The organism is Methylobacterium sp. 1A (assembly GCF_058072805.1).
Genome location: NZ_JBYQVE010000002.1, coordinates 1,627,710 through 1,653,467, shown reverse-complemented (window position 1 = coordinate 1,653,467; position 25,758 = coordinate 1,627,710). Strand labels below are relative to the sequence as shown.

The 25,758-nt window shown below is 71.9% G+C and carries 25 protein-coding genes; 14 read left to right on the top strand and 11 right to left on the bottom strand.

The genetic code is table 11. The features are described 5' to 3' along the window. Positions 1-55: 55 nt before the first annotated feature. The 4 genes from dnaK (at position 56) to ACX9MN_RS27845 (ending at position 4,577) form a co-directional block, all read left to right on the top strand. The gene (gene dnaK, locus ACX9MN_RS27860; RefSeq protein WP_029359089.1) at positions 56-1,972 is read left to right on the top strand and encodes a molecular chaperone DnaK; all 1,917 of its coding nucleotides are present in this window, start codon (positions 56-58) and stop codon (positions 1,970-1,972) included. Positions 1,973-2,223: 251 nt separating this feature from the next. Further along, positions 2,224-3,372: a molecular chaperone DnaJ gene (gene dnaJ / locus ACX9MN_RS27855; protein WP_020093829.1), complete on the top strand. Its 1,149-nt coding sequence runs from the start codon at positions 2,224-2,226 to the stop codon at positions 3,370-3,372. A gap of 139 nt (positions 3,373-3,511) precedes the next feature. Continuing rightward, on the top strand, positions 3,512-4,150 hold the full coding sequence (locus ACX9MN_RS27850) for a class I SAM-dependent methyltransferase (RefSeq protein WP_020093830.1): 639 nt from the start codon (positions 3,512-3,514) through the stop codon (positions 4,148-4,150). A gap of 109 nt (positions 4,151-4,259) precedes the next feature. Further along, entirely contained in the window at positions 4,260-4,577 is a 318-nt protein-coding gene (locus tag ACX9MN_RS27845) for a hypothetical protein (protein ID WP_020093831.1), read from the top strand. A 58-nt stretch (positions 4,578-4,635) separates the two neighbouring features. On the opposite strand, the gene deoA is transcribed toward ACX9MN_RS27845, so the two are convergent. The 8 genes from deoA to ACX9MN_RS27805 form a co-directional block, all read right to left on the bottom strand. Next, entirely contained in the window at positions 4,636-5,934 is a 1,299-nt protein-coding gene (gene deoA, locus ACX9MN_RS27840) for a thymidine phosphorylase (RefSeq protein WP_489726033.1), read from the bottom strand. 2 nt (positions 5,935-5,936) lie between these two features. Beyond that, positions 5,937-6,668, bottom strand: a complete 732-nt coding sequence (gene deoC, locus ACX9MN_RS27835; RefSeq protein WP_489726032.1) for a deoxyribose-phosphate aldolase — start codon at positions 6,666-6,668, stop codon at positions 5,937-5,939. After that, positions 6,661-7,485 (bottom strand): purine-nucleoside phosphorylase, encoded by an 825-nt coding sequence (locus ACX9MN_RS27830; RefSeq protein ID WP_489726031.1) that lies wholly within the window; start codon positions 7,483-7,485, stop codon positions 6,661-6,663. The genes deoC and ACX9MN_RS27830 overlap by 8 nt, the downstream gene beginning before the upstream one ends. After that, the gene (locus ACX9MN_RS27825) at positions 7,478-7,918 is read right to left on the bottom strand and encodes a cytidine deaminase (protein WP_489726030.1); all 441 of its coding nucleotides are present in this window, start codon (positions 7,916-7,918) and stop codon (positions 7,478-7,480) included. Before ACX9MN_RS27825 ends, ACX9MN_RS27830 begins: the two co-directional genes overlap by 8 nt. Positions 7,919-7,981: 63 nt before the next feature. After that, positions 7,982-8,749 (bottom strand): anti-sigma factor, encoded by a 768-nt coding sequence (locus ACX9MN_RS27820; RefSeq protein ID WP_026605029.1) that lies wholly within the window; start codon positions 8,747-8,749, stop codon positions 7,982-7,984. A 101-nt stretch (positions 8,750-8,850) separates the two neighbouring features. Then, the gene (locus tag ACX9MN_RS27815; protein ID WP_489726029.1) at positions 8,851-9,486 is read right to left on the bottom strand and encodes a sigma-70 family RNA polymerase sigma factor; all 636 of its coding nucleotides are present in this window, start codon (positions 9,484-9,486) and stop codon (positions 8,851-8,853) included. A 56-nt stretch (positions 9,487-9,542) separates the two neighbouring features. Then, positions 9,543-10,097: a glutathione peroxidase gene (locus tag ACX9MN_RS27810; RefSeq protein WP_331298210.1), complete on the bottom strand. Its 555-nt coding sequence runs from the start codon at positions 10,095-10,097 to the stop codon at positions 9,543-9,545. Positions 10,098-10,158: 61 nt separating this feature from the next. Then, on the bottom strand, positions 10,159-11,286 hold the full coding sequence (locus tag ACX9MN_RS27805; RefSeq protein ID WP_447682555.1) for a patatin-like phospholipase family protein: 1,128 nt from the start codon (positions 11,284-11,286) through the stop codon (positions 10,159-10,161). 384 nt (positions 11,287-11,670) lie between these two features. Here ACX9MN_RS27805 and ispG point away from each other — a divergent pair, with 384 nt between their 5' ends. The 7 genes from ispG to ACX9MN_RS27770 all read left to right on the top strand — a co-directional run bounded on the left by ispG (position 11,671) and on the right by ACX9MN_RS27770 (position 19,767). Continuing rightward, positions 11,671-12,996 (top strand): flavodoxin-dependent (E)-4-hydroxy-3-methylbut-2-enyl-diphosphate synthase, encoded by a 1,326-nt coding sequence (gene ispG, locus ACX9MN_RS27800; RefSeq protein WP_026605032.1) that lies wholly within the window; start codon positions 11,671-11,673, stop codon positions 12,994-12,996. Positions 12,997-13,308: 312 nt separating this feature from the next. Next, positions 13,309-15,327 (top strand): potassium transporter Kup, encoded by a 2,019-nt coding sequence (locus tag ACX9MN_RS27795; RefSeq protein WP_489726028.1) that lies wholly within the window; start codon positions 13,309-13,311, stop codon positions 15,325-15,327. Positions 15,328-15,390: 63 nt separating this feature from the next. Continuing rightward, positions 15,391-15,636 carry a type II toxin-antitoxin system VapB family antitoxin gene (locus ACX9MN_RS27790; RefSeq protein ID WP_103985845.1) on the top strand — a complete coding sequence of 82 codons (246 nt, stop codon included), beginning with the start codon at positions 15,391-15,393 and terminating at the stop codon, positions 15,634-15,636. After that, entirely contained in the window at positions 15,636-16,040 is a 405-nt protein-coding gene (locus tag ACX9MN_RS27785; RefSeq protein ID WP_489726027.1) for a type II toxin-antitoxin system VapC family toxin, read from the top strand. The genes ACX9MN_RS27790 and ACX9MN_RS27785 overlap by 1 nt, the downstream gene beginning before the upstream one ends. A 462-nt stretch (positions 16,041-16,502) precedes the next feature. Continuing rightward, entirely contained in the window at positions 16,503-16,982 is a 480-nt protein-coding gene (locus ACX9MN_RS27780) for a (2Fe-2S)-binding protein (RefSeq protein ID WP_489726026.1), read from the top strand. After that, complete coding sequence (locus tag ACX9MN_RS27775) at positions 16,979-19,309, top strand: xanthine dehydrogenase family protein molybdopterin-binding subunit (RefSeq protein WP_489726025.1); 2,331 nt, start codon at positions 16,979-16,981, stop codon at positions 19,307-19,309. Before ACX9MN_RS27780 ends, ACX9MN_RS27775 begins: the two co-directional genes overlap by 4 nt. Positions 19,310-19,383: 74 nt before the next feature. Further along, the gene (locus ACX9MN_RS27770; RefSeq protein ID WP_427509694.1) at positions 19,384-19,767 is read left to right on the top strand and encodes a hypothetical protein; all 384 of its coding nucleotides are present in this window, start codon (positions 19,384-19,386) and stop codon (positions 19,765-19,767) included. 238 nt (positions 19,768-20,005) lie between these two features. Here the strand turns inward: ACX9MN_RS27770 and ACX9MN_RS27765 are convergent, their stop codons facing one another. The 3 genes from ACX9MN_RS27765 to ACX9MN_RS27755 all read right to left on the bottom strand — a co-directional run bounded on the left by ACX9MN_RS27765 (position 20,006) and on the right by ACX9MN_RS27755 (position 22,334). Next, positions 20,006-20,800, bottom strand: coding sequence for a DUF1194 domain-containing protein (locus tag ACX9MN_RS27765; protein ID WP_091681903.1), 795 nt, complete (start codon positions 20,798-20,800; stop codon positions 20,006-20,008). 313 nt (positions 20,801-21,113) lie between these two features. Beyond that, positions 21,114-21,338 (bottom strand): hypothetical protein, encoded by a 225-nt coding sequence (locus ACX9MN_RS27760; RefSeq protein WP_012320868.1) that lies wholly within the window; start codon positions 21,336-21,338, stop codon positions 21,114-21,116. Positions 21,339-21,620: 282 nt separating this feature from the next. Beyond that, a complete protein-coding gene (locus ACX9MN_RS27755) occupies positions 21,621-22,334 on the bottom strand; it encodes an SIR2 family NAD-dependent protein deacylase (RefSeq protein ID WP_489726024.1) in 714 nt (237 codons plus the stop codon). Between the two features lie 120 nt (positions 22,335-22,454). On the opposite strand from ACX9MN_RS27755, the gene ACX9MN_RS27750 reads away from it, so the two are divergent. From ACX9MN_RS27750 to hydA, 3 genes are all read left to right on the top strand, one after another. Then, the gene (locus ACX9MN_RS27750) at positions 22,455-23,012 is read left to right on the top strand and encodes an isochorismatase family protein (RefSeq protein ID WP_489726023.1); all 558 of its coding nucleotides are present in this window, start codon (positions 22,455-22,457) and stop codon (positions 23,010-23,012) included. Beyond that, positions 23,009-24,079, top strand: coding sequence for a GlxA family transcriptional regulator (locus tag ACX9MN_RS27745; RefSeq protein WP_489726022.1), 1,071 nt, complete (start codon positions 23,009-23,011; stop codon positions 24,077-24,079). Before ACX9MN_RS27750 ends, ACX9MN_RS27745 begins: the two co-directional genes overlap by 4 nt. A gap of 235 nt (positions 24,080-24,314) precedes the next feature. Further along, positions 24,315-25,742, top strand: coding sequence for a dihydropyrimidinase (hydA, locus tag ACX9MN_RS27740; RefSeq protein ID WP_489726021.1), 1,428 nt, complete (start codon positions 24,315-24,317; stop codon positions 25,740-25,742). Positions 25,743-25,758 lie beyond the last annotated feature (16 nt).

The window sequence follows — 25,758 nt, the reverse complement described above, 5'->3', positions numbered from 1 at the left end:
AGCTGCTTCGGGGCTCGGCGGTCTGCTTGAACGCGACACAAAGAGGGATCCCACCATGGGTAAAGTTATCGGCATCGACCTGGGCACCACCAATTCCTGCGTGGCCGTGATGGAAGGCACGCAGCCCAAGGTCATCGAGAATTCGGAAGGCGCGCGCACCACGCCGTCCATCGTCGCCTTCACGGACGACGGCGAGCGGCTCGTCGGCCAGCCGGCCAAGCGCCAGGCGGTCACGAACCCCGAGCGCACGTTCTTCGCCATCAAGCGGCTCATCGGCCGGACCTACGACGACCCGATGACCCAGAAGGACAAGGGCCTTGTGCCCTACAAGATCGCCCGCGGCGACAACGGCGACGCCTGGGTCGAGGCGGACGGCAAGAAGTACTCGCCCTCGCAGATCTCCGCCTTCACCCTGCAGAAGATGAAGGAGACTGCCGAGTCGCATCTCGGCCAGCCGGTCACGCAGGCGGTCATCACGGTCCCGGCCTACTTCAACGACGCCCAGCGTCAGGCCACCAAGGACGCCGGCAAGATCGCGGGCCTCGAGGTGCTGCGCATCATCAACGAGCCGACCGCGGCGGCGCTCGCCTACGGCCTCGACAAGAAGAAGTCCGGCACGATCGCGGTCTACGACCTCGGCGGCGGCACCTTCGACGTCTCCATCCTGGAGATCGGCGACGGCGTCTTCGAGGTGAAGTCGACGAACGGCGACACCTTCCTGGGCGGCGAGGACTTCGACAACCGGATCGTCGAGTACCTGACGGCCGAGTTCAAGAAGGAGCAGGGCATCGACCTGACCAAGGACAAGCTCGCCCTCCAGCGCCTCAAGGAGGCCGCCGAGAAGGCCAAGATCGAGCTGTCCTCGGCCACCCAGACCGAGATCAACCTGCCCTACATCACCGCCGACAACACCGGCCCGAAGCACCTCGCGCTGAAGCTCAGCCGCGCGAAGTTCGAGTCGCTCGTGGACGATCTGGTGCAGCGGACGATCGAGCCCTGCCGCAAGGCGCTCAAGGATGCCGGCGTGTCGGCCTCCGAGATCGACGAGGTGGTGCTGGTCGGCGGCATGATCCGCATGCCGAAGATCCAGGAGGTGGTGAAGTCCTTCTTCGGCAAGGAGCCCCACAAGGGCGTCAACCCGGACGAGGTCGTGGCCATCGGCGCCGCCGTGCAGGCCGGCGTGCTCCAGGGCGACGTCAAGGACGTGCTGCTGCTGGACGTGACCCCGCTGTCGCTGGGCATCGAGACGCTGGGCGGCGTGTTCACCCGGCTCATCGACCGCAACACCACGATCCCGACCAAGAAGTCCCAGACCTTCTCGACCGCCGAGGACAACCAGAACGCGGTCACGATCCGGGTCTTCCAGGGCGAGCGCGAGATGGCGGCCGACAACAAGCTGCTCGGCCAGTTCGACCTCGTCGGCATCCCGCCGGCGCCCCGCGGCATGCCGCAGATCGAGGTGACCTTCGACATCGACGCCAACGGCATCGTCAACGTGACGGCCAAGGACAAGGCGACCAACAAGGAGCACCAGATCCGCATCCAGGCCTCGGGTGGCCTGTCGGACGCCGACATCGACCGGATGGTGAAGGACGCCGAGGCGAACGCCGAGGCCGACAAGAAGCGGCGCGAGCTCGTCGAGGTGAAGAACCAGGGCGAGAGCCTGATCCACGCCACCGAGAAGTCGGTGACCGAGTACGGCGACAAGGTCCCGGCCGCCGACAAGGGCGCGATCGAGACCGCGATGACCGCGCTCAAGACCGCGCTGGAGGGCGACGACGTCGAGACCATCAAGGCCCGGACCACGGACCTGATGCAGGCCTCGATGAAGCTCGGCGAGGCCATGTACGCCGCCAACCAGGCGGCCGGCCCGGATGCGGGTGCCGAGGCGGCGGCCTCCGAGAAGAAGGACGACGTCATCGACGCCGACTTCCAGGAGGTCGACGAGAAGGACCAGAAGAAGCGCGCCTGAGGCGCGGATCTGATACGACCGCGCGGGGCCGGAGCGATCCGGCCCCGCCTTTGCGTGAGAAGCGTATTCAGAAGCTCCGTCATGCCGGACCTGCGGGGCCCGGAACCGGGAGCCGCCGGCCGATCGCGGATCCGCGTCGTCGGCGCCTCCGGTTTCCGGGCTCGTCGCGGCCTCCCGGAACGGCGGCGCGGTGGTAGAGAAGCGTCGCGGCCCGGGGTACGGGACGGGACGGGAAGGCACCTGAGGGCGGGATGTCGAAGCGGGACTACTACGAGATCCTGGGGGTCACCAAGACCGCCACGGAAGGCGAGATGAAGGTCGCCTTCCGCAAGCTCGCGATGACCTATCATCCCGACCGGAATCCCGGCGACAAGGACGCCGAGATCAAGTTCAAGGAAATCAACGAGGCCTATCAGTGCCTCTCCGACGGCCAGAAGCGCGCCGCCTACGACCGGTTCGGCCATGCGGCCTTCAGCCAGGGCGGGGCCGGCGGTCCCGGATTCGGCAACGAGTTCGGCGACTTCATGTCGGACATCTTCGACAATTTCTTCGGCGACGGCCGCGGGGCCGCCGGCGGTGGCCGCGGACGCGGCGGCACGCCGGGCCGCGAGCGCGGGGCCGACCTGCGCTACAACCTCGAGATCACCCTGGAGGAGGCCTTCACCGGCAAGGCCGAGACCATCAAGATCCCGACCTCGATCACCTGCGAGGTCTGCGACGGGTCCGGCGCGAAGCCCGGCTCGAAGCCGCGGACCTGCCCGACCTGCGCGGGCTACGGACGGGTCCGGGCGGCGCAGGGCTTCTTCGCCATCGAGCGAACCTGCCCCAACTGCCACGGCCGCGGCGAGATCGTCGACGACCCCTGCACCGCCTGCCAGGGCGCCGGGCGCGTCAACCGCGAGCGCACCCTCTCGATCAACGTGCCGGCGGGCGTCGATGACGGGCTGCGGATCCGGCTCGCCGGCGAGGGCGAGAGCGGGCTGCGCGGCGGGCCGGCGGGCGACCTCTACGTCTTCCTGTCGATCAAGCAGCACGAGTTCTTCCAGCGCGACGGCGCTGACCTGTTCTGCCGGGTGCCGATCTCGATGGTCACGGCCGCGCTCTCGGGCGAGATCACCGTGCCGGTGATCGACGGCTCGCAGACGCAGGTGCGCATCCCGGCGGGGACGCAGACCGCCAAGCAGTTCCGCATCAAGGGCAAGGGCATGCCGGTGCTGCGCTCGCGGGAGGTCGGCGACCTCTACATCCAGGTCTTCGTCGAGACCCCGCAGAACCTGACCAAGCGCCAGCGCGAGCTGCTCCAGGAGTTCGACCAGTCGGCCTCCCCGGAGAACCATCCGGAGTCCGCGGGCTTCTTCTCGAAGGTGCGGGACTTCTTCGGGGGCGCGGTCCGGCCGTGAGTCCGGATCCGAATCCCGGGAAGACCCGTTATGCAAGCGGCCGGCGTGGCTTGCATCCCCTAGGCGCGGCGCCGGCTTGACTGTAAGACAGCGCCGTCCCTAGCCATTCATTCTCATCCGGCCTCAAGGAATCCAGGACTTGCCGCCGCTCCGCCGTCCCAACGCGAAGGCTCCTGCGGGCAGGAGCGCGATTTTCGGGCCGCGGCGCGACCCCCTCGAGGACGAGGCCCGATTCCTGCGGTCCTGGCTGGAGCGCCCCCTGGTCACGGGGGCCGTGACGCCCTCGGGCAAGATGCTCGCCCGGACCATGGCGGCCTACGTCGACCCGCGCCTCGAAGGGCCGGTGGTCGAGTTGGGCCCCGGCACCGGTCCTGTGACCGAGGCGCTGATCCGGCGCGGCGTCGCGCCGGAGCGGCTGATCCTCGTGGAGTTCAACCCCGATTTCTGCCGCCTCCTGACCCATCGCTTCCCGGGCGTGCGGGTCATCCAGGGCGACGCCTACAACATGCGCGCGAGCCTCCAGGACGTGCTGACGGAGCCCGCCGCCGCGACGATCTCGAGCCTGCCGCTGTTCACCAAGCCGCTGGAGCAGCGGCTCGACCTGCTCAACACCGCCCACGACCTGATGCGGCCGGGCGCGCCGTTCGTGCAGTTCACCTACGCGGTCGTTCCGCCGATCCCGGCCCGCTGCGAGGCCGGCAGCTACACCGCCGATCGCTCCAACCGGGTCTGGCTGAACCTGCCGCCGGCGCGAGTGTGGGTCTACCGCCGACCCTGACCTGAACACGGCCTGAGCGAACAGGTCACGTTTGCGTCAACTGGAAAGGCGCACACCTGGGACACGGCCGGACGCCACAGGGCGACCGGCGTGGATCAGGAGAACGCCGATGTTCACCAAGACCGCACGGACCCGTTTGGCCGCCGCCCTGGCCTTCGGCGGACTCGCCTTCGCGGCGCCGGCCATGGCCGCGCCCCTCGGCCGCGATGCCGGCCTGCAGGCAGAAGCCGGCGACGTCCAGACCGTCCAGTACGGCTACGGCTACGGGCACCGCCACGGCGGCTGGGGTCACCGCGGCTACGGCCCGCGCCACCACCACCACGGCTGGGGCCGGGGCCATCATCACGGCTGGGGGCACCGCGGCTTCGGCCCGCGTCACCATCACCACGGCGGCTGGGGCCATCGCCACGGCTACGGCCGCTGGTAAGTAAGGGCTCCGAGCCCGCCGCGCCCGGCCACGGCTCCGTGATGGCCGGGCGCGCCCGCTAGCCGGCGCCCACCCGCTCGAGGACGGGCGGGCGCTCCGGCGGCGCGTCGCCCATCCGGTAGGCCGCCCGCAGCGCGGCCTCCGCCCGGTCCGCGGCGGCCTCGTCGGCCGCGTGGACGATCCCGAGCAGCCCGCCGGACGATCCGGGACCGGCAAGATCCGTGAAGCCGACCCGCGGGTCGACCGGATCCTCAGGCCGCGTGCGGCCGCCGCCCAGTCCGATCACCGCCAGGCCCAGCGCCCGCGTCGCGATCCCCGCGACGGTCCCGTCCTGACGGACCGCCCGGCGCACCGGCGCGGCCGGCAGGTGCGCCTCCGGCCGCTCCAGGAGATCGCCCGGCCCGCCGAGCGCCGCGACCATGCGGGCGAAGCCCTCGGCCGCCCGGCCCGAGGCGAGGGCCTGCTCCAGCCGCTCCGCGGCGCTGTCGCGGTCCGGCGCCAGGCCGCCCACGACCAGCATCTCGGCGCCCAGCGCCACCGTGACCGCGTGGAAGCGCGGCTCGCGGCGCGCGCCCGTCAGGTAGTCGAGCGCGTAGGCGACCTCGACGGCGTTGCCGGCCGCGCTGGCGAGCGGCGCGTCCATGTCGGTGATCAGCGCGGCGGTGTGCAGGCCGGCCCCCGCCGCAACCGTGACGATGCTCTGGGCCAGCGCCCGCGCCTCGGGCACGCCCGCCATGAAGGCGCCGGAGCCCTGCTTCACGTCCATCACGAGCCCGTCGAGCCCGGCGGCGAGCTTCTTCGACAGGATCGAGGCGGTGATCAGGTCGCGGGACTCGACCGTGCCGGTGACGTCGCGGATCGCGTAGAGGCGCCGGTCCGCGGGCGCGAGTTCGGCGGTCTGGCCGATGATGGCGCAGCCGACCTCCGCGACGACCCGGCGGAACGCGTCGAGCCCGGGCGTGGCGTCGTAGCCCGGGATGCTGCCGAGCTTGTCCAGCGTCCCGCCGGTATGGCCGAGGCCGCGCCCCGAGATCATCGGAACGTAGCCGCCGCAGGCCGCGACCATCGGGGCGAGCGGCAGGCTCACCGCGTCGCCGATGCCGCCGGTGGAGTGCTTGTCGAGGATTGGCCCGGGCAGGTCCCAGGCGAGGATCCGGCCCGATTCCGCCATCGCGCGGGTGAGCGCCACCCGCTCCGGTAGCGACAGGCCGCGGAAGAACACCGCCATGGCGAAGGCCGCCGCCTGCCCCTCCCCGACCGTGCCGTCGGTGAGGCCGCGGATGAAGGCCCCGATCTCGTCCGGATCGAGGGGCTGGCCGTCGCGCTTGGCCCGGATCGTCTCCTGAGGCAGCCGCACGCTCACAGCGTCCGCGCCCGCATCAGGGTCTCGAACAGGCTGCTCGCCCCGAGCCGGAAGGTTCTCGGGCCCACCCAGCCGGGGCCCATGACCCGGTCGGCGAGGTCGAGGTAGGTGGCGGCGTCGGCGACGCTGCGCAGGCCGCCGGAGACCTTCAGGCCCGCGGGGCGGCCGCCGGCGCGGATCTCGGCCAGCATCGCCTCGGCGGCTTCCGGGGTCGCCGAGACCGGGCTCTTGCCCGTGGAGGTCTTCAGGAAGTCGGCGCCCGCCTCCAGGGCGATCCGGCTGGCCTCCCGGATCCGCTCCGGCTCGGCGAGCGCACCCGTCTCCAAGATCACCTTCAGGGTCGCGGATCCGCAGGTGTCGCGCACGGCCTCGACCATGTCGCGGGCCACCGCCGCCTCGCCCCGCAGCAGCGCGCCGTAGGGCAGGACGAGGTCAATCTCGTCGGCGCCGTCGCGCAGCGCCTCGGCGGTGTCGTCGGTGGCGCGGGCGCAGTCCTCGCCGCCCGCGGGGAAGTTGATGACCGTGGCGATCCGGATCCCGGTGCCCGCGAGCGCCCGCGCGCCCTGCGCGACGAAGCGCGGCCAGACGCAGATCGCCGCGACGCCGCCGCGCTTCGCGTCCCGGCAGAGGACGTCGATCCGGGTCTCGGTGCAGGTCTCGCCGAGGTCGGTGAGGTCGAGGAGCGGCAGGGCCCGGCGGGCGACCGCGCCGGCTTCGGGGTCAGTCATCGGCTGTCTCTCCGTCGGGCAGACCGGCCACGAAGGCCCGGACCAGGCGCCCGAGATCCTCCGCGGCCCGGGCCGCCACCGCCTTCGTCTCCGCGTGGTGCGGCGCGCCGCCGGCGATGCCGGCCGCGAGGTTCGTCACGACCGAGACCGCCGCCACCGGCAGGTCGAGGAACCGGGCGAGGATCACCTCGGGCACGGTGGACATGCCCACGAGGTCGGCGCCCAGGATGCCGGCCATCCGCACCTCCGCGGGCGTCTCGAAGCTCGGGCCCGAGAACCACGCGTAGACCCCCTCCCCCAAGGGCACGCCGCAGGCCCCGGCCGCCGCGCGGAGCCACGCCCGCAGGTCCGGGTCGTAGGCCTCGGTCATCGGCACGAACCGGGCGTCGCTGGCCTCGCCGATCAACGGGTTCAGGCCGGAGAGGTTGATGTGGTCGGCGAGCAGCACGAGGCTGCCGGGCCCGGTCGCGGGCCGCAGCGATCCGGAGGCGTTGGTGAGGAGCAGGCGGCGGGCGCCGAGGTGCCGGGCGCAGGCGAGCGGCACCCGCATCGCCGCCGGGTCACCGCGCTCGTAGGCGTGGGCCCGCCCCTCGAAGATCAGGACCGGCCGCCCGGCGAGGCGGCCGCGATGCAGCCGGCCGCCGTGGCCGCTGACACCGGGCCCCGGAAATCCGGGGATCGCCGCGTAGTCGACGGCGCTCGCGTCCGTGAGGGCCGCCACGATCCCGCCGAGGCCGGTGCCGGTCACCACCGCGCAGGCGTAGGGACCCCCGAAGCCGGCGGCGAGCAGGGCGTCGCGGGCGGCCGCCTCACTCACCGAGCGTCTCCGGGCCGAAGGATTCCGGCAGCAGCTCCGCCAGCGTGAAGGTGCGGGCGACCCCGCCCGGACCGGCGGCGTGGATCGGGGTGTCCGGCCGGGCGAATTCGCGGATGCGCTGGCGGCAGGCGCCGCAGGGCGTCACCAGGCCGTTGCCGTCGCCGCAGACCAGGATCGCCGCGATGCGCCGGCCGCCGGTCGCCACCATGGCGGCGATCGCCCCTGCCTCCGCGCAGGTCCCGACCGGGTAGGCGGCGTTCTCGACGTTGCAGCCCGCGTGGATCGCGCCGCGCTCGTCGCGCAGCGCGGCTCCGACGGGGAAGCGGGAATAGGGGGCGTGCGCCCGCGCGCGCACCGCGCGCGCCGCGTTGAACAGGGCTGCGAGCCCGTCATCGTCCCGTGCCGGGTCCCGTGCTGGATCCTTGGCCTGCATGGCCGATCTTTGGCACCCGCCGGGGCGCCCTGTCGAGGCCCCGGGCGGGAGGCCGGCGCGCGCTCAGCGGGTCGCCGGACCGGCGCCGAGGAGGCTCGCCGCCTGCCGCAGGTCCGCGTCGCTGCGCGGACCGCTCAGGGCGTAGGCGGTGTCGCCCGCGTTCCACGAGACGACGTCGCCGTCGTCCGAGCCGGTGATAAGCGTCGTCGGTCCGCCGCGGATGCCGCGGGTGGCGAACAGCGACGCCTCGCCGAAGCGCTCGGTCTCCAGGGCGACCTCGATCCCGGTGCCGTGCCGGGCGGGGAAGACCTGGATGTCGCGCACCCGCCAGCCGTCCGGCAGGGCCGGCAGGTCGATGCCGGTCGCCGAGCGGAGCCGCGCCCGGTCGTAGACCGGATCGTCGGCCTGGCCACCGATGCTCTTGCGCAGCTGCGCCACGACCCGGGCCTGCCGCGCGTCTGCGATCAGGGCCGGATCCGGGGTCGCCGCCAGGGTGTCGGGAACGCCGAAGCGGCCGATCTCGTCGTGGGCCAGCCAGCCCGCGCCCACGAGCACCGCGATCGCGGCGGCCCGCTTCAGGCGCGAGGCGACGCGGCGCCAGCGCAGGTTCCGGTCGAAGCGGCGCGCCAGGACCATGTTCCGGTCCGGCCCGGGCCCCGGAACGCGCTCGAAGCAGGCCCTGAGGGCGTCGCGATCGTGCATCTCGGCCATCACCCGGGCCGCGGCCTCGGGATTGGCCGCGAGGTGCGCCTCGACGTCGAGACGGCGCATCGGGTCGATCTGGCCGTCGACGAAGGCGATGAGATCGTCGTCTGTGATCGGATCGATCATCGTGAAGTCCTCGAATCCAGCGTGCCCGGAGGCGATCCGCCGGTCGCAATCGTCAGTCGGCACCGGCGCCCGCGGGTGCCGGTCCTTCATCAGCTCCGTGCTCAGCTCTCTCCGACGGCGCGTCGCAGAGGCCAGGCGGACCTTTCCCGCGGCTCGTCGGAGACGACGAGCCGGAGAGTGGAGGGCGGTCCGCGCCGCGTCTCGGATGTCTTGGTGGGTTCCGCCTCGTCGGAGCCGCGGTCGGTCCGCGTCCCCTCCTCGAAGGCCCGCAGGGCCGCCCGGCCGCGGCCGAGGCGGGACATCAGCGTGCCGATCGGGATGCCGAGGACGGCCGCCGCGTCGGCGTAGGCCATGCCTTCCAGGGTGACGAGGTGGAGCGCCGCGCGCTGCTCCTCCGGCAGCTTGAGGAAGGCCTGCCGGATCTGGGCGAGGCGCACCTGACCCTCCTGGGCCGGCGGCGCCATGTCCTCGGTCATCCGGACCAGCGTGTCGGCGTGTCGCGCCTCCACCTGCCGGCGGCGCTGCTCGTCGATGAAGGCGTTGTGCAGCACCGTCATCATCCAGGTGCGCAGATTGGTGTTCGGCCGGAGCGAGCCCTGCATCTCCAGGGCCCGCACCAGCGTGTCGTGCACGAGGTCGTCGGCCCGCAGCGTGTCGCGGGTGAGCGACCGCGCGTAGCGCCGCAGGGGCACCAGCAGGTCGAGGAGGTCCGCGCGCTTGTTCTTGTCCGATGCCATGATGTGTGAACGCGGGGCCCGCGCGTTTAATCCCGCCTCCCGGCCCGGCGTCGCCGTCAGGCCTGGTCGAGGGTGGCGGCGATCCCCGAGATCACCCGCGGATCGGTCGGCTCGACCTGCGTGGCGAAGGCCGCCGCGAGGGTGCCGTCGCGGGCGATCAGGTATTTGTGAAAGTTCCAGCGCGGCGTCTCGGCGGGGCGCTCGGCCGCCGCCCAGCGGTAGAACGGGTGGGCGCCCGGCATCTTCACGCGGGTCTTGGCCGTGAGCGGGAAAGTGACGCCGTGATTCCTCCGCGCCGCCTCCGCGATGGCCGGGCCGTCCAGGGGTTCCTGGTTGCCGAAATCCGGCGACGGCACGCCCAGCACGATGAGCCCGCGATCGCCGAACCGCGTCCAGAGCGTCTGCAGCCCGGTGAGCTGCCCGGCATAGCCGCAAGCTGTCGCGGTGTTGACCACGAGGATCGGCTTTCCCGCGTAGGCGGAGAGCGGCATCGGCGCGCCCTCGGGCGTCTCGAAGGTGAAGTCCATGGCCCGCGCGGCCTCGGCGGCGCGGGCGGTGCCGGCGAGGCCGGCACCGATCAGGATGAGAGCCTCGCGGCGCAGCAGGGTCATGTCAGATCTCCGGCTCGGACCGCCCACGGCCCCGATGGGCCGGGTCGGACGCGGGATTACCTCACTGATATGCCTGCTGCAGGTCGACCGTACAGTCTCGGCCGACTGCGTCATAATTCTCGGCGAGCCAGGCCTGCGCGGCGGCGCGGCCCTTGTCGCGCAGGCGCTTGAACACCGTCCAGCGCGCGTCGAGCTTGGAGGCGGCGTTGTAGTCCTCGAGGGCGTCGGTGCCGTCGATCCGGTGCACGAGGACCCGGCGGTACTGGCCCTGGCCGAGGGTGCCCTCCTCGATCAGCCCGTCGAGGAAGTCGATCGCCCGCAATTCGCGCATCAGATTCGCGTTGAACGTGATCTCGTTGAGCCGGTCGCGGATCTCGGCCTCCGTGCGGGGGGTCTCGCGCCGCTCCACGGGGTTGATCTGCACGAGCAGGATGTCGCGGGTCTGGGCGCCGCGGTGCAGGGGGTAGAGGGGCGGGTTGCCGAGATAGCCGCCGTCCCAGTAGGGCACGCCGTCGATCTCCACTGCCTGGAAGACCGTGGGCAGGCAAGCCGAGGCCATCAGGTGGTCGACGGTCAGGCGCTCGCGCTCGAACACCGCGAGCTTGCCGGTCCAGACGTTGGTCGCCGACACGAACAGGCCCGCCGTGTCGGCCTCGCGGAGGCGGTCGAAATCGACCTGCTCGGCGAGCGCCTTGCGCAGCGGATTGATGTTGAGCGGGTTCGACACGTAGGGGCTCGGCGCCAGCATCTTGGCCCAGAACTCGGCCACCGGGTTGCCCTTCCACAGGCTGAACAGGCCGCTCACGAGGTTGCGCTGGGCCGGCCCTAGGTCGCCGTCGAGGCTGACCTCGCGCCAGAACCGCTCCAGACCCTCGCGGGCCCCGTCCGGGCCGCCCTTCAGCCAGCCATCCACCAGGACGACGGCGTTCATCGCCCCGGCGCTCGCCCCCGTCACCGCCTCGAAGCCGAGGCGGCCGTCCTCGATGAGCGCGTCGAGCACGCCCCAGGTGAAGGCGCCGTGCGCGCCGCCGCCCTGGAGGGCGAGCGCCACCGGCTTCTCGAACTTGGGCCCGGCGAGCGCGGGGCCCGGCGCCTGCGCCGGCTGCGCCTCGATCGCGTCGGTGACGGGCGATTCGGGAACGGCGGTGGCGGGGTTGTGCGGCTCGGCGCCACCGAATTGCTCGCTCATGTCGACCTCCTGATCCACCACACAGATGGGATGCTGCGATGCAGCATCAACCGTGCGACGGGATCGCGGCGGAGTGCCCGCCCCGCGCCGGCACCTGTCCCGGCCCGAGCGAATCGGCAACAGAGTCCGACGAAAACCGGCTGGCGGCGGCGGCGGGTGCCTCCGGGACGTGCAGGAAACTCGACATCCGCGCCCGGATACGACATGACAGCCGCGATGCTGTCCTGCGCGATGCTGCCCCGCGCGGCGCCGGGTTGACGCGGCGCCGGGTCGTCCGCAGCTAACCCGCGGCAGCCCCGAAGTTCCGGCGAGGCGTGTCCCCGGGACCGGCCCGGCAGCCGTCACGGCTCCGGCACCCGCGAGGCGCGCCCGCGAAAGTCCACGATGGAAGTCATGGAAGCCACCCGTTCCGAGAACCCCGCCGACAACCCGCTGGCCGGCGGCGGACCGGAGATCGCCGGCCCCGCCCCGCGCCACCGCACCGTCGGGGTCACGGTCGGCGAGGGGGAGGGCGCGGTCACCGTCGGCGGCGGCGCCCCGATCGTCGTCCAGTCGATGACCAACACCGACACGGCCGACATCGACGCCACCGTGGCGCAGGTCGCCCAGCTCGCCCGGGTCGGCTCGGAGCTCGTGCGCATCACGGTCGACCGCGACGAGGCGGCGGCCGCAGTGCCGAAGATCCGCGAGCGCCTCGACCGGATCGGCGTCCACGTGCCGCTGGTGGGCGACTTTCACTACATCGGCCACAAGCTGCTCGCCGACCATCCGGCCTGCGCGGAGGCGCTAGCCAAGTACCGGATCAACCCCGGCAACGTCGGCTTCAAGGACAAGAAGGACACGCAGTTCTCGGCGATCATCGAGCAGGCGATCAAGCACAACAAGACCGTGCGGATCGGCGCCAACTGGGGATCGCTGGACGGCGAGCTGCTCACTCACCTGATGGACGAGAACGCCAAGGCGCCGCGGCCGATCGACGCCCGGGCGGTGATGCGCGAGGCGATGGTCCGCTCGGCGATCAGCTCGGCCGACCGAGCCGTGGAGCTCGGCCTGCCGCAGAACAAGATCATCCTCTCGGCCAAGGTCTCGGCGGTGCAGGACCTGATCGCCGTCTACCGCGAGGTGGCGCGCCGCTCGGACTACGCCATCCATCTCGGCCTCACCGAGGCCGGCATGGGATCGAAGGGTCTCGTGGCCGCCTCGGCCGCCATCGGCGTGCTGCTCCAGGAGGGGATCGGCGACACGATCCGGTACTCGCTGACCCCCGAGCCCGGCGGCGACCGGACCGTCGAGGTCAAGGCGAGCCAGGAACTCCTGCAGACCATGGGGTTCCGCACCTTCGTGCCGATGGTGGCGGCCTGCCCGGGCTGCGGCCGCACGACCTCGACCACGTTCCAGGAACTCGCCCGCGACATCCAGAACTGGATCGTCACCTCCATGCCGGAGTGGAAGAAGACCTATCCGGGCGTCGAGGGGCTGAACGTGGCCGTGATGGGCTGCATCGTGAACGGCCCGGGCGAATCGAAGCACGCCGATATCGGCATCTCGCTGCCCGGCACCGGCGAGACCCCGACCGCGCCGGTCTTCATCGACGGCAAGAAGGCGATGACGCTCCGCGGCCCGACGCTGGCCAAGGACTTCGAGACGATCGTGATCGACTACATCGAGCGCCGATTCGGCCAGGGCGGGAACCGCACCGCCGCCGAGTGACGGGCGGGCCGACGCGCAGGTCCCGCGAGACGGAGACCGCGTCGCCTCCCGCCGTCGCTCCGGGGCGCCGCGCGTCCGGTTAACGTTGGCGGCGTGGCCCGCCGTGCCGAGACCCAGCTCCGCGTTCTTCGCGGGTGCACACGGTTTCCGGGCGCACGAGGGCATGATAGCAAGGCCGCACGATCCCGCGAGCGGTCGGCCCGGTGGCCGGCCCGCACGGTTCGGCGGAGTCTTCGCGTTTTCTGCCCGGCCCCGACTGGCCCCTGAGCCGAACCGCGAAGCGCCGGCCACGCCCGAGCTTCCGACATCCGCATGAGCCAAACCTTCGCACCCGGCGTAGCCCCCCAGCCCGCGCCCGCAGCCCCCGACGCCGCGCGCGCGGCCGCCCAGGCCGCCGACGAGACCGGCGCCCCGGCGCCGACGCACGGGCCGGCCACCGCCGGCAGCCTCGACGCCCCCGAGAAGGCCGAGACCCAGCACGGCCATGCCGGGTTCTGGACGCTGCTGGTCGGCTCCGTCGGTGTCGTCTACGGCGATATCGGCACCAGCCCGCTCTACGCGTTCCGCGAGGCCCTGGTCCCGGCCCGGACCGACGGCATCCTGCTGCCCGAGGAGGTGATCGGCACCGTGTCGCTGATCCTCTGGGCCCTCTTCATGATCGTGACGGTCAAGTACGTCGCGATCCTGCTGCGCATGGACAACAACGGCGAGGGCGGCATCCTCTCGCTGATGGCGCTGGCCCGGAAGGCGCTCGGCGGCTCGCGCATCGTGTTCATGCTGGGGCTCCTCGGCGCCTCGCTGTTCTACGGCGACGCGGTGATCACGCCGGCGATCTCGGTCCTCTCGGCGGTGGAGGGCCTGAAGCTCGTCACGCCCGCCCTCGACGAGTACGTCCTGCCCATCACCGTGGTGATCATCGTCGCGCTGTTCCTCGTGCAGAACCGCGGGACCGGGAAGGTGGCGGCCTTCTTCGGGCCGGTGACCGTCGTGTGGTTCCTCGCCATGGCGCTCGCGGCGCTGCCGCACATCACCCTGCACCCGGAGGTGTTCCGCGCGCTCAATCCCTGGCACGCCGTGCACTACCTGCTCGGCCACGGCAGCGGCGCGCTGATCGCCCTGGGGGCGGTGTTCCTGGCGGTGACCGGGGCCGAGGCCCTGTTCGCCGATCTCGGCCATTTCGGCCGCAAGCCGATCCAGGTGGCCTGGATCTGCCTCGTCTTCCCGGCGCTCGCCCTCAACTATCTCGGGCAGGCGGCCCTGGTGCTGGAGAAGCCCGACACGGCCGATCCGTTCTTCCAGCTCGTGCCCGCCTGGGGCCTGCTGCCGATGGTGGTGCTCGCCACGATCGCCACCGTGGTGGCGAGCCAGGCGGTGATCACCGGTGCCTTCTCGCTGTCCCGGCAGGCGATCCAGCTCGGCCTGCTGCCGCGGCTGGAGATCCGCCACACCTCCGAGTCGCATGCCGGCCAGATCTACCTGCCGCAGATCAACGCCCTCCTGATGTTCGGCGTGGTGCTGCTCGCCGTGCTGTTCAAGACCTCGTCGTCGCTGGCCTCGGCCTACGGCATCGCGGTGACCGGCACGATGCTGCTCACCGCCTCGCTGACCTTCCTGGTGATGTGGCGCATGTGGAAGTGGTCGCCCGTGGCGGCCGCGGCCGTGATGCTGCCCTTCATCGTCCTCGAGTTCCTGTTCCTGCTCTCCAACCTGATCAAGGTCGTGGAGGGCGGCTACGTACCCCTGCTGCTCGCGGGCGGCCTCATCATCCTGATGTGGACCTGGGTGCGCGGGGTGACGATCCTGTTCAACAAGACCCGCAAGACCGACGTGCCGCTGGTCGAGCTGGTCAGCATGCTGGAGAAGAGCCCGCCCCACCACGTGCGCGGCACCGCGGTGTTCCTGACGAGCGATCCCGAGATCGCCCCGGCGGCGCTCCTGCACAACCTCAAGCACAACAAGGTGCTGCACGAGAAGAACGTGATCCTCACCGTCGAGACGGTGGACACACCGCGCTCGAACGAGGCCGACAAGGTGCGGATCGAGCCGGTGGGCCCGCATTTCTACAAGGTCGTGATGAAATTCGGCTACATGGAGACGCCGAACATCCCGAAGACGCTGGTGCTGCTGCGCCGCCAGGGCTTCAAGTTCGACATCATGGCGACGTCGTTCTTCCTGTCGCGCCGCTCGATCCGGCCGGCGGCGCATTCGGGCATGCCGCTCTGGCAGGACCGGATCTTCATCACCCTCGCCAAGAACGCCAACGACGCGACGGACTTCTTCCAGATCCCGACCGGGCGCGTGGTGGAGGTCGGGACGCAGGTGACGGTCTGAGGGCCGCACGCTGGTGTAGATCGGCGGAAGAGCTTATCTACATCGTGCCCGAGGGCCGACCGCATGCCGATCAACGTCAACAATCCCGAGGCCGACGCGCTGACACGCCGGTTCGCCGCCCTGGTGGGAGTCGGCATCACCGAGGCGATCGTCATCGCCATGCGCGAGGCGATCGAGCGCCGCCACCGGGAGGAGTCCCCGCGGGAGACCGCCGCACGGGTGCGTCAGAAGCACGGGGTCGCGCTCAGCGAGACCGCCCGCGTGCCTCTCGCGCGGGATGCGTATGACGCGATGTGGGAAAGCGTCTGATGTTCGTGGATGCGTCCGCGATCGTGGCCCTGCTCGCCGACGAGCCCGAGGCCGAGCGGATCTCCACGGCGCTCGCCTCGGCACGCCAGTGCAGAACGTCGCCCGTTGCCGTCCTCGAAACGGTGCTGGCCCTCGCGCGGCCCGACAAGTTCGACATGACGGTCGAGGCGGTCGGGCCGATCGTCCTCGAATTTCTCGAAGCCAGGGGCATCGAGATCTGCGACCTGCCGCCGGCCATCGAGACGACGGCGCTCGCCCTGTCGGCCGCGCATCGATACCGGGCCGGCCGCCACGGCCTCAACCTCGGCGATTGTCTCCACCACGCGGCGGCACGGCTCTACCGCACGCCGATCCTGGCCACGGCCGACGAGTTCCGCAGGACGGATCTGGAGACCGTGCCGTGACGGTCTGCGACCGACGTGCCTCGATTGCTACCAGAATGGGTCAGTGCCAGGGGATCTGAGTTGGACGCGAAACGCCGTCCTCGCGAGCGAAACGACTGAGGATCGACACGCTATGTCGGGGCGTAACGATGCGTTCGCGCTTCGAACCAACCGCGGCCACGGCGCGCGGCTGACCGGAACGCCGGCCTGAATCGACTGGCCCGCGTCTCCGCATCGATGGTCGCCCATGTGCGCCGCCGCACGCGGCATGCCCCGGGCGCAGAGGCTCGGGGATGACCGGCCGCGTCCCCGCGTTGCGCCGACCCCGCCGCGTGCCTTAGAATATTTATTATTCTGAGCTTGAGCGTTCGCCCCGCGGCCTGTCCGCACCGGGGAACGTGAGCCGGCTAAGCCGGCCGAGGCCCCCGGCCCGGCTCGGACCCGACTGATCGCCGCTCCGGCGCCGCCAGACAGGACGCAACGATGATCAAACTCACCGTGAACGGGGCTGCGCGCAGCTTCGACGGCGACCCCGACATGCCGCTGCTGTGGTACCTGCGGGACGAGCTCGGGCTCACCGGCGCCAAGTTCGGCTGCGGCGTGTCGCTCTGCGGGGCCTGCACCATCCATCTCGGCGGCGCGGCGACCCGCGCCTGCATCACGCCGGTCTCGGCGGCCGCCGGCCAGGAGGTCGTGACCATTGAGGGTCTGTCGCCGGACGGCAACCATCCCGTGCAGGTGGCGTGGCGCGACCAGAACGTCGCCCAGTGCGGCTTCTGCCAGTGCGGCCAGATCATGCAGGCGGCTGCCCTCCTCAAGGACACGCCGAAGCCCACCGACGACGACATCGACACCACGATGAGCGGCAACATCTGCCGCTGCGGCACCTACCCGCGCATCCGCGCCGCGATCCATCAGGCCGCCGGCCAGACGGCGCCCGCCAGCAAGGGAGAGCGCCTGTGATCCACGACGCCAAGCTCACCGCTGAGCGCGCCGCCGGCACCACGCCGGCCCTCGACAACGTCAGCCGCCGCGGCATCCTCGGCGGCGCCGGCGCCCTGGTTCTGGCCCTCTCGCTGCGCCCGGCCCGGGCCGACGAGACCCAGACCAAGGAGCAGAAGGAGCAGAAGTTCGGCGCCGACGGCATGCCGCACGGCTGGCGCGACGACCCGAAGGTCTTCGTCGCCATCGCGCCGGATGGCACCGTCACGGTGACCAACCACCGCTCCGACATGGGCCAGGGCATCCGCACCTCTGTGGCCTTCACGGTCGCCGACGAGCTGGAGGCCGACTGGGCGAAGGTGAAGGTCGTCCAGGCCTGGGGCGACGAGAGCCGCTTCGGCAACCAGGACACGGACGGTTCGCGCTCGACCCGCCACTTCTTCCAGCACTTCCGCCACGCCGGCGCCGCCGCGCGGCTGATGCTGATCCAGGCGGCGGCCAAGCAGTGGGGCGTGCCGGCCTCCGAGGTGACGGCCGTCAACCACACGCTGACCCACGCCAAGTCGGGCCGCACCCTCGGCTACGGCGCGGTCGCCAAGGCCGCCGCCGAGCTGCCGGTGCCCGCCGACGTCAAGCTGAAGGATCCCAAGGACTTCCGCTACATCGGCACCGGCAAGATCGGTCTGATCGACAACTTCGACATCACCACCGGCAAGGCCGTTTACGGCCTCGACACCAAGCTCGACGGGATGCTGTACGCGGTCGTCGCGCGCCCGGCCGTCTACGGCGGCACGGTGAAGTCCTTCGACGACAGCGAGGCCAAGAAGGTCCCGGGCGTCGTGAAGATCTTCAAGATCGACGCCACCCCGATCCCCTCGGAGTTCATGCCGCTCGGCGGCGTCGCCGTGGTGGCCAAGAACACCTGGGCAGCCCTGAAGGCCCGGGACGCGCTCAAGATCACCTGGGACGACGGCCCGAACGCCGGCTACGATACCGACGCGTTCCGCAAGGAGTTGGAGGCCGCCGCGCGCAAGCCGGGCAAGGTCGTGCGCACGCAGGGCGACGTCGACGGCGCCATGGCCAAGGCCAAGACCAAGGTCCAGGCCGAGTACTTCGTGCCGCACCTCGCCCAGGCCCCCATGGAGCCCCCGGCGGCGGTAGCCCGGGTGAAGGACGGGTTCTGCGAGGCCTGGGCCTGCGTCCAGGGTCCGCAGGCCGCCAACGACCGCCTGATGAAGGCGCTCAAGCTGCCCGACGACAAGGTCAAGGTGAACGTCACGCTGCTCGGCGGCGGGTTCGGGCGCAAGTCGAAGCCCGATTACGTGGTTGAGGCGGCGCTCTGCTCGCAGGCCGTCGACGGCGCGCCGGTGAAGCTGGCCTGGACCCGCGAGGACGACCTCCACCACGGCTTCTACCACACGATCTCGGTGGAGCGGCTGGAGGCCGGCCTCGACGACAAGGGCATGCCGGTGGCGTGGCTGCACCGCTCGGTGGCGCCGACGATCGGCTCGATCTTCGCGCCCGACCCGAAGCACGAGCTGCCGTTCGAGCTCGGGATGGGGCTGGTCAACACGCCGCTCGACATCCCGAACATGCGACTGGAGAACCCCGAGGCCGCCGCGCATGCCCGCATCGGCTGGTTCCGCTCGGTGTCGAACATTCCGCACGCCTTCGCGATCCAGTCCTTCGTGTCGGAGCTGGCGCACGCCGCCGGCCGCGAGCCGAAGGAGTACCTGCTCGCGCTCATCGGACCCGATCGCAAGATCAGCCCGACCGAGATCGGTGACGTCTGGAACTACGGCGAGGACCCGAAGCGCTACCCGATCGAGACCGGCCGCCTGCGCGGCGTGATCGAGGCGGCCGCCAAGGGCGCGGGCTGGGGTCGCCAGATGCCGAAGGGCACCGGCCTCGGCATCGCCGGCCACTACAGCTTCGTCACCTACACGGCGGTGGCGGCCGAGGTGGAGGTCGACGACAAGGGCCAGGTCCAGGTGAAGGCGATCGACATCGCGGTCGATTGCGGCCCGCAGGTCAACCCGGAGCGCATCCGCTCGCAGATGGAGGGCGCCGTGGTCATGGGGATGGGGCTCGCCCTCACCTCCGAGATCACCTTCAAGCAGGGCCGGGCGGTCCAGAACAACTTCGACGGCTACGAGGTCCTCCGGATCGACGCAGCCCCGAAGGCGGTCCGCGTGCACTTGGTGCCGACTGGCCGCTGGGACGGTCCGCTCGGCGGCGTCGGCGAGCCCGGCGTGCCGCCGGTGGCGCCGGCCATCGCCAACGCGATCTTCGCGGCCACCGGCCGGCGGGTCCGGCAATTGCCGATCCGCGATCAGCTGAGCGCCTGAACCGTCACCCGTCGCGAGGCGTTGGGGCCGTGGGGAAACCCGCGGCCCCATTCTCTTGGAAAGTACTCGACCCGATGATGCGTCCCGCCCTGACGGCCTGCCTGACCCTGATCCTGACGGCGGCCCCCGCCCTCGCCTCGCCCTGCGGCGACCGGATCGAGGGCGTCTCCAAGCGGGTCCAGTCCGAGCTGACCCAGTCGATCTCCGCCTCGACCAGCGGCCAGGGTAACGCCGCCAAGCGCGGCGGCGAGGGTGTCACCGGGACGGAGGGCCAGCGGGCGAACGAGTCGCCGCAGGCGCCGCCGGAGAAGTCGGCCCAGGCCGGCCAGGGCGCGGACGCCGCCCAGCAGGCGAAGGTCGCCCTGGAAGAGGCGCGCACGGCGGATCAGAAAGGCGACGCGAAGGCGTGCGAGGCGGCGCTCACCCGCGCCGAGCAGCAGTTGAAGAAGGCACCCTGAGGGGCTGATACGCTTTCCGGTTGTCCGTTTCTGCCCCACCGTCTTTGCGAGCGGAGCGAAGCAACCCAGGGTCACGCCAAGCCTTCCGAGGTCGCGCTGCCCTGGGTCGCTTCGCTCATGATGACGGAGCGCGTAATACCCCAGCCTCCGTCAGGTCCGCGCCGGCCCGTCACGGTTGGCTCAGGGCCAGCCGCGAGGGCGATCCGATCCGCGTGACGTACGTCCGGGGAGAGCCCCGTCACTGCCCCAGCGCGCTGATCTCGATCACGAATTTCCGCCGCAGCGCCCGCGAGAAGTCGCCGTAGCCGGCGGCCGCCAGCAGGAACGCCCCCGGGCCGCCGATGACGTGCGCGCGGTACCACTGCTCCAGGCCCGTGCGCTCCTGCGGCAGCGGCGTCGGGAGCAGGCCGTAGCCGGGCGCCCGGTAGGCCCCGGCCCCGACCACGTCGTTCTCGCCCGGCACCAGGATCGGCAGGCCGTTGACCGTCGCGCCGGTGTCGAGCAGTGACCGGTGCGCCTCCGCGAGGCTGTCGGCGTCGGTGCAGTTGTCGATCCCGTCGCCGGAGACGTCGACCACCACGCGCTCGGCCGGGACCGGGAGCGCCGGGAGCACGGCGGCGGTCACGGTGCGAAACATCTGGCCGAGGCAGGTGAACTCGCCCGCCTGGCGCGGCGTCGCCCGCACCAGGGCCGCGGCCGCCGCGGCATCGGCCCGGCCGGCGATCCGCCGCCAACCGACCGCGAGGGTCGCCCGGTCCGCCCAGGTGACCATCGCGAACAGGATCCCGCCCGGATTGCCGGTGATCGCGCCGAGGACCGACGGATCCTCCAGGGCCTCGGCGATGCCCTCCATCTGCAGCCGGAAGCGCGCCTCGTCGACGGATTGCGACACGTCCACGGAGACGACCAGCGCGGTGGCGACGCTCTCGGGCGCGGCCTGAACGGGCTCGGGTGTGGCGGGCGCGAGCCCGAGGAGCAGCAGGACGGCGCCCCGCAGGACGCCGCGGCGGATCCGTCGCGAACCCGTCCGCATCATCGACCTCGGCGCTCCCGGAAGGCGCGGCCGTGCGGCCGTCGCGCATCCGTTAGGCCACGTTTCGGCGTCGCGCGAAACCGGCCTTTCGGGGGGCCCGCCGCGCGGACCCACCCGTCGGACCGACGCGCCGCGGGGCAGGCCCGGATGCGCGTCGGCAGGGTGTGGTTCGGGCGCGAAGCCCGGCCCCGGTGAGGAAGGTTCGCTCCGGCGGCGGTGGCCCGCTCATCTCGGAGGTTGCCCGTCCTCCGGCCCCGTCCCTGGGCCGGCCGCGGGGTCGGCGAGGGCGGCCTCGGCCGCCCCGGAAGCTGCCTTAGGCCGCCGCGGCGGCGAGGGCGTGCGGGTTGCCGTTCAGGCCGGCGCAGAGATCGTCGATCTCGGCGAGGTCCAGCGCCTCGCCGGCCCGGCCGGCGATGGTGTCGATCAGGTGATCCTGACGGGGGTCGAACGGATGACCCTGCATCCGGTAGAACTGGTAATAGCGCAGTGCCGCCAGGACGGTGTCACGCTCGCGGTCGGTTACGGTGAAGTGCTGCATGGGTAGTTGCTTCCCCTTGTGGCTTCAACGAACGCTCGGGTAGGCCGCGACGCCGATCCCGAGCTTGACTGTTGTAACCCGTGGGCAACTGCCCGACCAGTTCTTGACAGCTCGCGCCGATGTGATTCGCGTCATTTAAGATTTTGATCCTGACCCGGTCCGGCGGATCACGGGCCGAGAAACCTCGTTCGCACAACAGGTTGGCGAGCCCGAAGGCGAACGCCGCGTGGTCGGCCCCGTCCGCGGCCGGTCCCGAATCCCCGCCGTCGGCCGGTCGCCCCGCTAGAGGCCGAGCTCGTCGAGGTAGCGCGGCAGCGCGACGCTCGCCGGCCCGTAGCGGGTCGCGTCGAAGGCGTCGGCGTTGTCGGACGGCTCCAGGTTGACCTCGCAGGTCGGGATGCCGAGGGCCTGGGCCTGCCGCACGTAGCCGGCCGCCGGGTAGACCGCCCCCGACGTGCCCACGGCCACGAACAGGTCGGCCTCGGAGAGCGCCGCCTCGATCGCGTCGCGGTGCATCGGCATCTCGCCGAACCAGACCACGTCCGGCCGCATCCGGCCCGGAGTGCTGCAGGTGGGGCAGCTGTCCGCCCGGCTCAGGTCGGCGCGCCACGGGGTGACCGCGCCGCAGGCGCAGCAGCGCGCCTTGAGCAGCTCGCCGTGCATGTGGGTGACCGCCCGCGAGCCGGCCCGCTCGTGCAGGTCGTCGACGTTCTGGGTGCACAGGAACAGCCGCCCGCCCCGGTCGGCGATCCGCGCCTCGGCCCGCGCCAGAGCGAAGTGCGCGGCGTTCGGCTCGGCCGCGACCACGCCGCGGCGGCGATAGTCGTAGAAGTCGAGCACCGTGTCGGGATCGGCCGCGTAGGCCTCCGGTGTGGCGAGCTTCATCGGGTCGAACCGCGCCCAGATCCCGCCGCGGTCGCGGAACGTGCCGAGCCCGCTCTCGGCCGAGACGCCGGCCCCGGTGAGCACGAAGATCGTCTTGGGATGGTCGCTCACGCGCGGCTCCTGTTCGCCCGAGAATGGCCGGATATGTCCGCTCGTTGGCGGTGCGGTTTCTTTCCCGCCGGGTCCCGCCGGTGAATGCTGCGGCTCGCTTCACCGAACAGGAGACACGAAATGTCCGATGTTGCGCTGCTGGTCATCGATGTCCAGGAATCCTTCCGGCACAGGCCCTTCTGGAACGACGCCGATGTCCCGCCCTTCACCGCGCGCCTGCAGGCGCTCATCGACGGCGCCGCGCGGCGGATCCCGGTCCTGCAGGTGTTCCACGTGGCCGAGAGCGGCCCGTTCGCCATCGCCTCCGGCCACGTCCGCACCCTCGCGCCGGTCGTGATCGCGCCGACGGCCACCTTCCACAAGCGCCGGCACAGCGCCCTGGTCGATAGCGGCCTGTCGGGCTGGCTGACGCAGCACGGCATCCGCCGGCTGATCGTGTCGGGCATCCGGACCGAGCAGTGCTGCGAGACCACGGCCCGCCACGCCTCCGACAGCGGCTGGCAGGTCGACTACGTGACCGAGGCCACCCTGACCTTCGCCATGACCCACCCGGACGGCCGCCGCTTCGGCGCGGACGAGATCAAGGCCCGCACCGAGCTGGTGCTGACCGACCGGTTCGCCCGGATCGCCACCGTGGACCAGGCGCTGGCCGGCCCGGACCTGCCGGTCGCCGCGTGAGCGGGGCGGCGCGGCACATCCCGGTCCTCGTGGTCCTGCCGCCGCGCGCGCTGCTGCTCGACCTCGCCGGCCCGCTGGAGGTGCTGCGGATCGCCGGCACCGTCCAGGACCGGGTCGGCTTCGCGGTGGCGTACGCGGCACCGCGGGCGCTCACCCGCTGCTCGATCGGGCTCGACCTGGGCGGTGCCGGACCGTTGCCGGAGACGGTGGCGGACGGGACGGTCGTGCTCCTGCCGGGCTCCGCCACGCAGGTGCTCGGCGACGGGCCGGCCGGAGCGCCCGACGCCAACGCGGAGGCCGAGATCGTCGCGTGGCTGCGCGGCGCGGTCCGGCCGGGCCACATCGTGGCGACCGTCTGCGAGGGCGCGCTGCTCGCGGCTCGGGCCGGGCTCCTCGACGGCTACGTCTGCACCACCCACCATGCCAGCTGCGACCGGCTGAGGGCGGCGGCCCCCGAGGCCCGAGTCCTGGACAACCGCCTGTTCGTGCAGGACCGCGACCGGTTCAGCAGCGCCGGCGTCACGGCCGGCATCGACCTGATGCTGCACCTCGTAGCGGAGTGGGCGGGCCCGGCGACGGCGGTCGCCGTCGCGCGGACGCTCGTCGTGTACATGCGGCGCGGGCCCGACGATCCCCAGCTCTCGCCCTGGCTCGAGGGGCGCAGCCATCTGCACCCGGCGGTCCACCGGGCCCAGGACGCGATCGCCGCCGACCCGGCCCGGGACTGGTCGCCGGCGCTGCTCGGCCGGGTCGCGGGCGCGAGCCCGCGCAACCTCGCGCGGCTGTTCCGGCTCCACGCCGGCATGACCGTGACGGACGCGGTCAACCGGTCCCGCGTCGCGCTGGCCCGGGAGCTGATCGCGCAGAGCGACCTCGGCCTGGAGCAGGTCGCCGAGCGCGCCGGCTTCGGCTCCGCCCGGCACATGCGCCGCGTCTGGCGGCAGTTCCACGCAGCGGCGCCATCGCGCCTGCGTGCCGGACCCGCGGACGGGGCGTCCGCGCCGGTCCGCCCGAGGCACCCCGCGAGACACCCGTCCTTGCGAGCGGAGCGAAGCAATCCAGGGTAGTGCTCCGCTTTCCGGCGTCGCGCGCCCCTGGGTCACGTCGCTGCGCTCGTGATGACGGGAGAGCGACGCCAGCCGAAGGCTTCGGCTGGAACCGTGGGCGTCAGGCCGTGCCGCTCGCGGCCCGCTGGACCCGAACAGCGGCCTGTGACCTCCTGCGGTGCCGACCGCGTCCGCCCGAATCGGCGCGGACCGTGCATCGGCCCGGCGCGCCCGCTGGCGCGGAGGAGTGAGCGGCATGCCTGAATTCGACCTTGCCATCCGGGGCGGCACGGTGGTCACGGCGAGCGACACGGTCCGGGCCGATATCGGCGTGCGCGGCGGGCGGATCGTCGCGGTGGCCGAGGGTATCGCCGACGCCGCCCGGGTGATCGACGCCTCCGGCCTGCTGGTCCTGCCGGGCGGCATCGACAGCCACGTCCACATCGCCCAGGATTCCGGCCCCGGCATCGTCATGGCCGACGACTTCGCCAGCGCCACCCGGGCGGCGGCGGCCGGCGGCAACACCTGCGTGATGCCCTTCGCGCTCCAGCCCCGGGGCGCTTCCCTGCGCGGCGCCGTCGACGCCTACCGGGCCAGGGCCGAGGGCCAGTGCCACGTCGACGTGGCGATCCACATGATCATCTCGGACCCGACCGAGGCGGTGCTCGGCCAGGAGCTGCCGGCTCTGGTGGCCGACGGCTACACCTCGTTCAAGGTCTTCATGACCTACGACGACCTCGTGCTGAACGACCGCCAGCTCCTCGACGTGTTCCACGTCGCGCGGCGGCAGGGCGCCCGGGTCATGGTCCACGCCGAGGGCTACGACGCGATCCGCTACCTGAGCGAGCGGCTGGAGCGAGCGGGCGAGACCCGGCCCTACGGCCACGCCCTGTCGCGCCCGGAGATCGTCGAGCGGGAGGCGGCCCACCGGGCGATCAGCCACGCGGAGCTGATCGACCTGCCGATCGTCATCGTCCACGTCTCGGGGCGCGAGGCCACCGAGCAGATCGCCTGGGCGCAGGCGCGGGGCCTGAAGATCCGGGCCGAGACCTGCCCGCAATACCTCACCCTCACGGCCGAGGACATGAAGGGTCTCTGCCAGGAGGATCCCATGGCGGGGGCGAAGTACGTCTGCTCGCCGCCGACGCGGGACGTCGAGAGCCAGGAGGCGGTGTGGTCGGGGATCCGCCGCGGGATCTTCGACGTGGTCTCGTCCGACCATTGCCCGTTCCGCTACGACGACCCGCAAGGCAAGCTGAACCCGCGGGGTAAGACCTCCTTCCGCTGGATCCCGAACGGCATTCCCGGCATCGAGACGCGCCTGCCGGTGTTCTTCTCGGAGGGCGTCTCGAAGGGGCGCATCAGCCTCAACCAGTTCGCCGCGCTCACCGCCACGAACCACGCCAAGCTCTACGGGCTCTACCCGCGCAAGGGCTCGATCGCCCCGGGCTTCGACGCCGACCTGACCCTGTGGGACCCGAACCGGCGCGAGACCATCCGCCAGGCGAACCTGCACCACGGCTCCGACTACACGCCCTGGGAAGGCTTCGACGTCACCGGCTGGCCGGTCATGACCATCGCGGGCGGGCAGGTCATCGCCGAGGACGGCCGGGTCCTGTCCGAGCCGGGGCGCGGGCGGGTGCTCGACCGGGCCGTCGATCCGGCCGAGCGGCGGCACGCCTGAGGGCGACGCTGGCCCG

Coding starts and splice junctions, on each gene's coding strand:
- dnaK (WP_029359089.1), top strand. CDS start 56: ATGGGTAAAGTTATCGGCATCGACCTGGGCACCACCAATTCCTGCGTG.
- dnaJ (WP_020093829.1), top strand. CDS start 2,224: ATGTCGAAGCGGGACTACTACGAGATCCTGGGGGTCACCAAGACCGCC.
- ACX9MN_RS27845 (WP_020093831.1), top strand. CDS start 4,260: ATGTTCACCAAGACCGCACGGACCCGTTTGGCCGCCGCCCTGGCCTTC.
- deoC (WP_489726032.1), bottom strand. CDS start 6,668: ATGACTGACCCCGAAGCCGGCGCGGTCGCCCGCCGGGCCCTGCCGCTC.
- ACX9MN_RS27825 (WP_489726030.1), bottom strand. CDS start 7,918: ATGCAGGCCAAGGATCCAGCACGGGACCCGGCACGGGACGATGACGGG.
- ACX9MN_RS27820 (WP_026605029.1), bottom strand. CDS start 8,749: ATGATCGATCCGATCACAGACGACGATCTCATCGCCTTCGTCGACGGC.
- ACX9MN_RS27815 (WP_489726029.1), bottom strand. CDS start 9,486: ATGGCATCGGACAAGAACAAGCGCGCGGACCTCCTCGACCTGCTGGTG.
- ACX9MN_RS27810 (WP_331298210.1), bottom strand. CDS start 10,097: ATGACCCTGCTGCGCCGCGAGGCTCTCATCCTGATCGGTGCCGGCCTC.
- ACX9MN_RS27805 (WP_447682555.1), bottom strand. CDS start 11,286: ATGAGCGAGCAATTCGGTGGCGCCGAGCCGCACAACCCCGCCACCGCC.
- ispG (WP_026605032.1), top strand. CDS start 11,671: ATGGAAGTCATGGAAGCCACCCGTTCCGAGAACCCCGCCGACAACCCG.
- ACX9MN_RS27795 (WP_489726028.1), top strand. CDS start 13,309: ATGAGCCAAACCTTCGCACCCGGCGTAGCCCCCCAGCCCGCGCCCGCA.
- ACX9MN_RS27790 (WP_103985845.1), top strand. CDS start 15,391: ATGCCGATCAACGTCAACAATCCCGAGGCCGACGCGCTGACACGCCGG.
- ACX9MN_RS27785 (WP_489726027.1), top strand. CDS start 15,636: ATGTTCGTGGATGCGTCCGCGATCGTGGCCCTGCTCGCCGACGAGCCC.
- ACX9MN_RS27780 (WP_489726026.1), top strand. CDS start 16,503: ATGATCAAACTCACCGTGAACGGGGCTGCGCGCAGCTTCGACGGCGAC.
- ACX9MN_RS27770 (WP_427509694.1), top strand. CDS start 19,384: ATGATGCGTCCCGCCCTGACGGCCTGCCTGACCCTGATCCTGACGGCG.
- ACX9MN_RS27765 (WP_091681903.1), bottom strand. CDS start 20,800: ATGCGGACGGGTTCGCGACGGATCCGCCGCGGCGTCCTGCGGGGCGCC.
- ACX9MN_RS27760 (WP_012320868.1), bottom strand. CDS start 21,338: ATGCAGCACTTCACCGTAACCGACCGCGAGCGTGACACCGTCCTGGCG.
- ACX9MN_RS27750 (WP_489726023.1), top strand. CDS start 22,455: ATGTCCGATGTTGCGCTGCTGGTCATCGATGTCCAGGAATCCTTCCGG.
- hydA (WP_489726021.1), top strand. CDS start 24,315: ATGCCTGAATTCGACCTTGCCATCCGGGGCGGCACGGTGGTCACGGCG.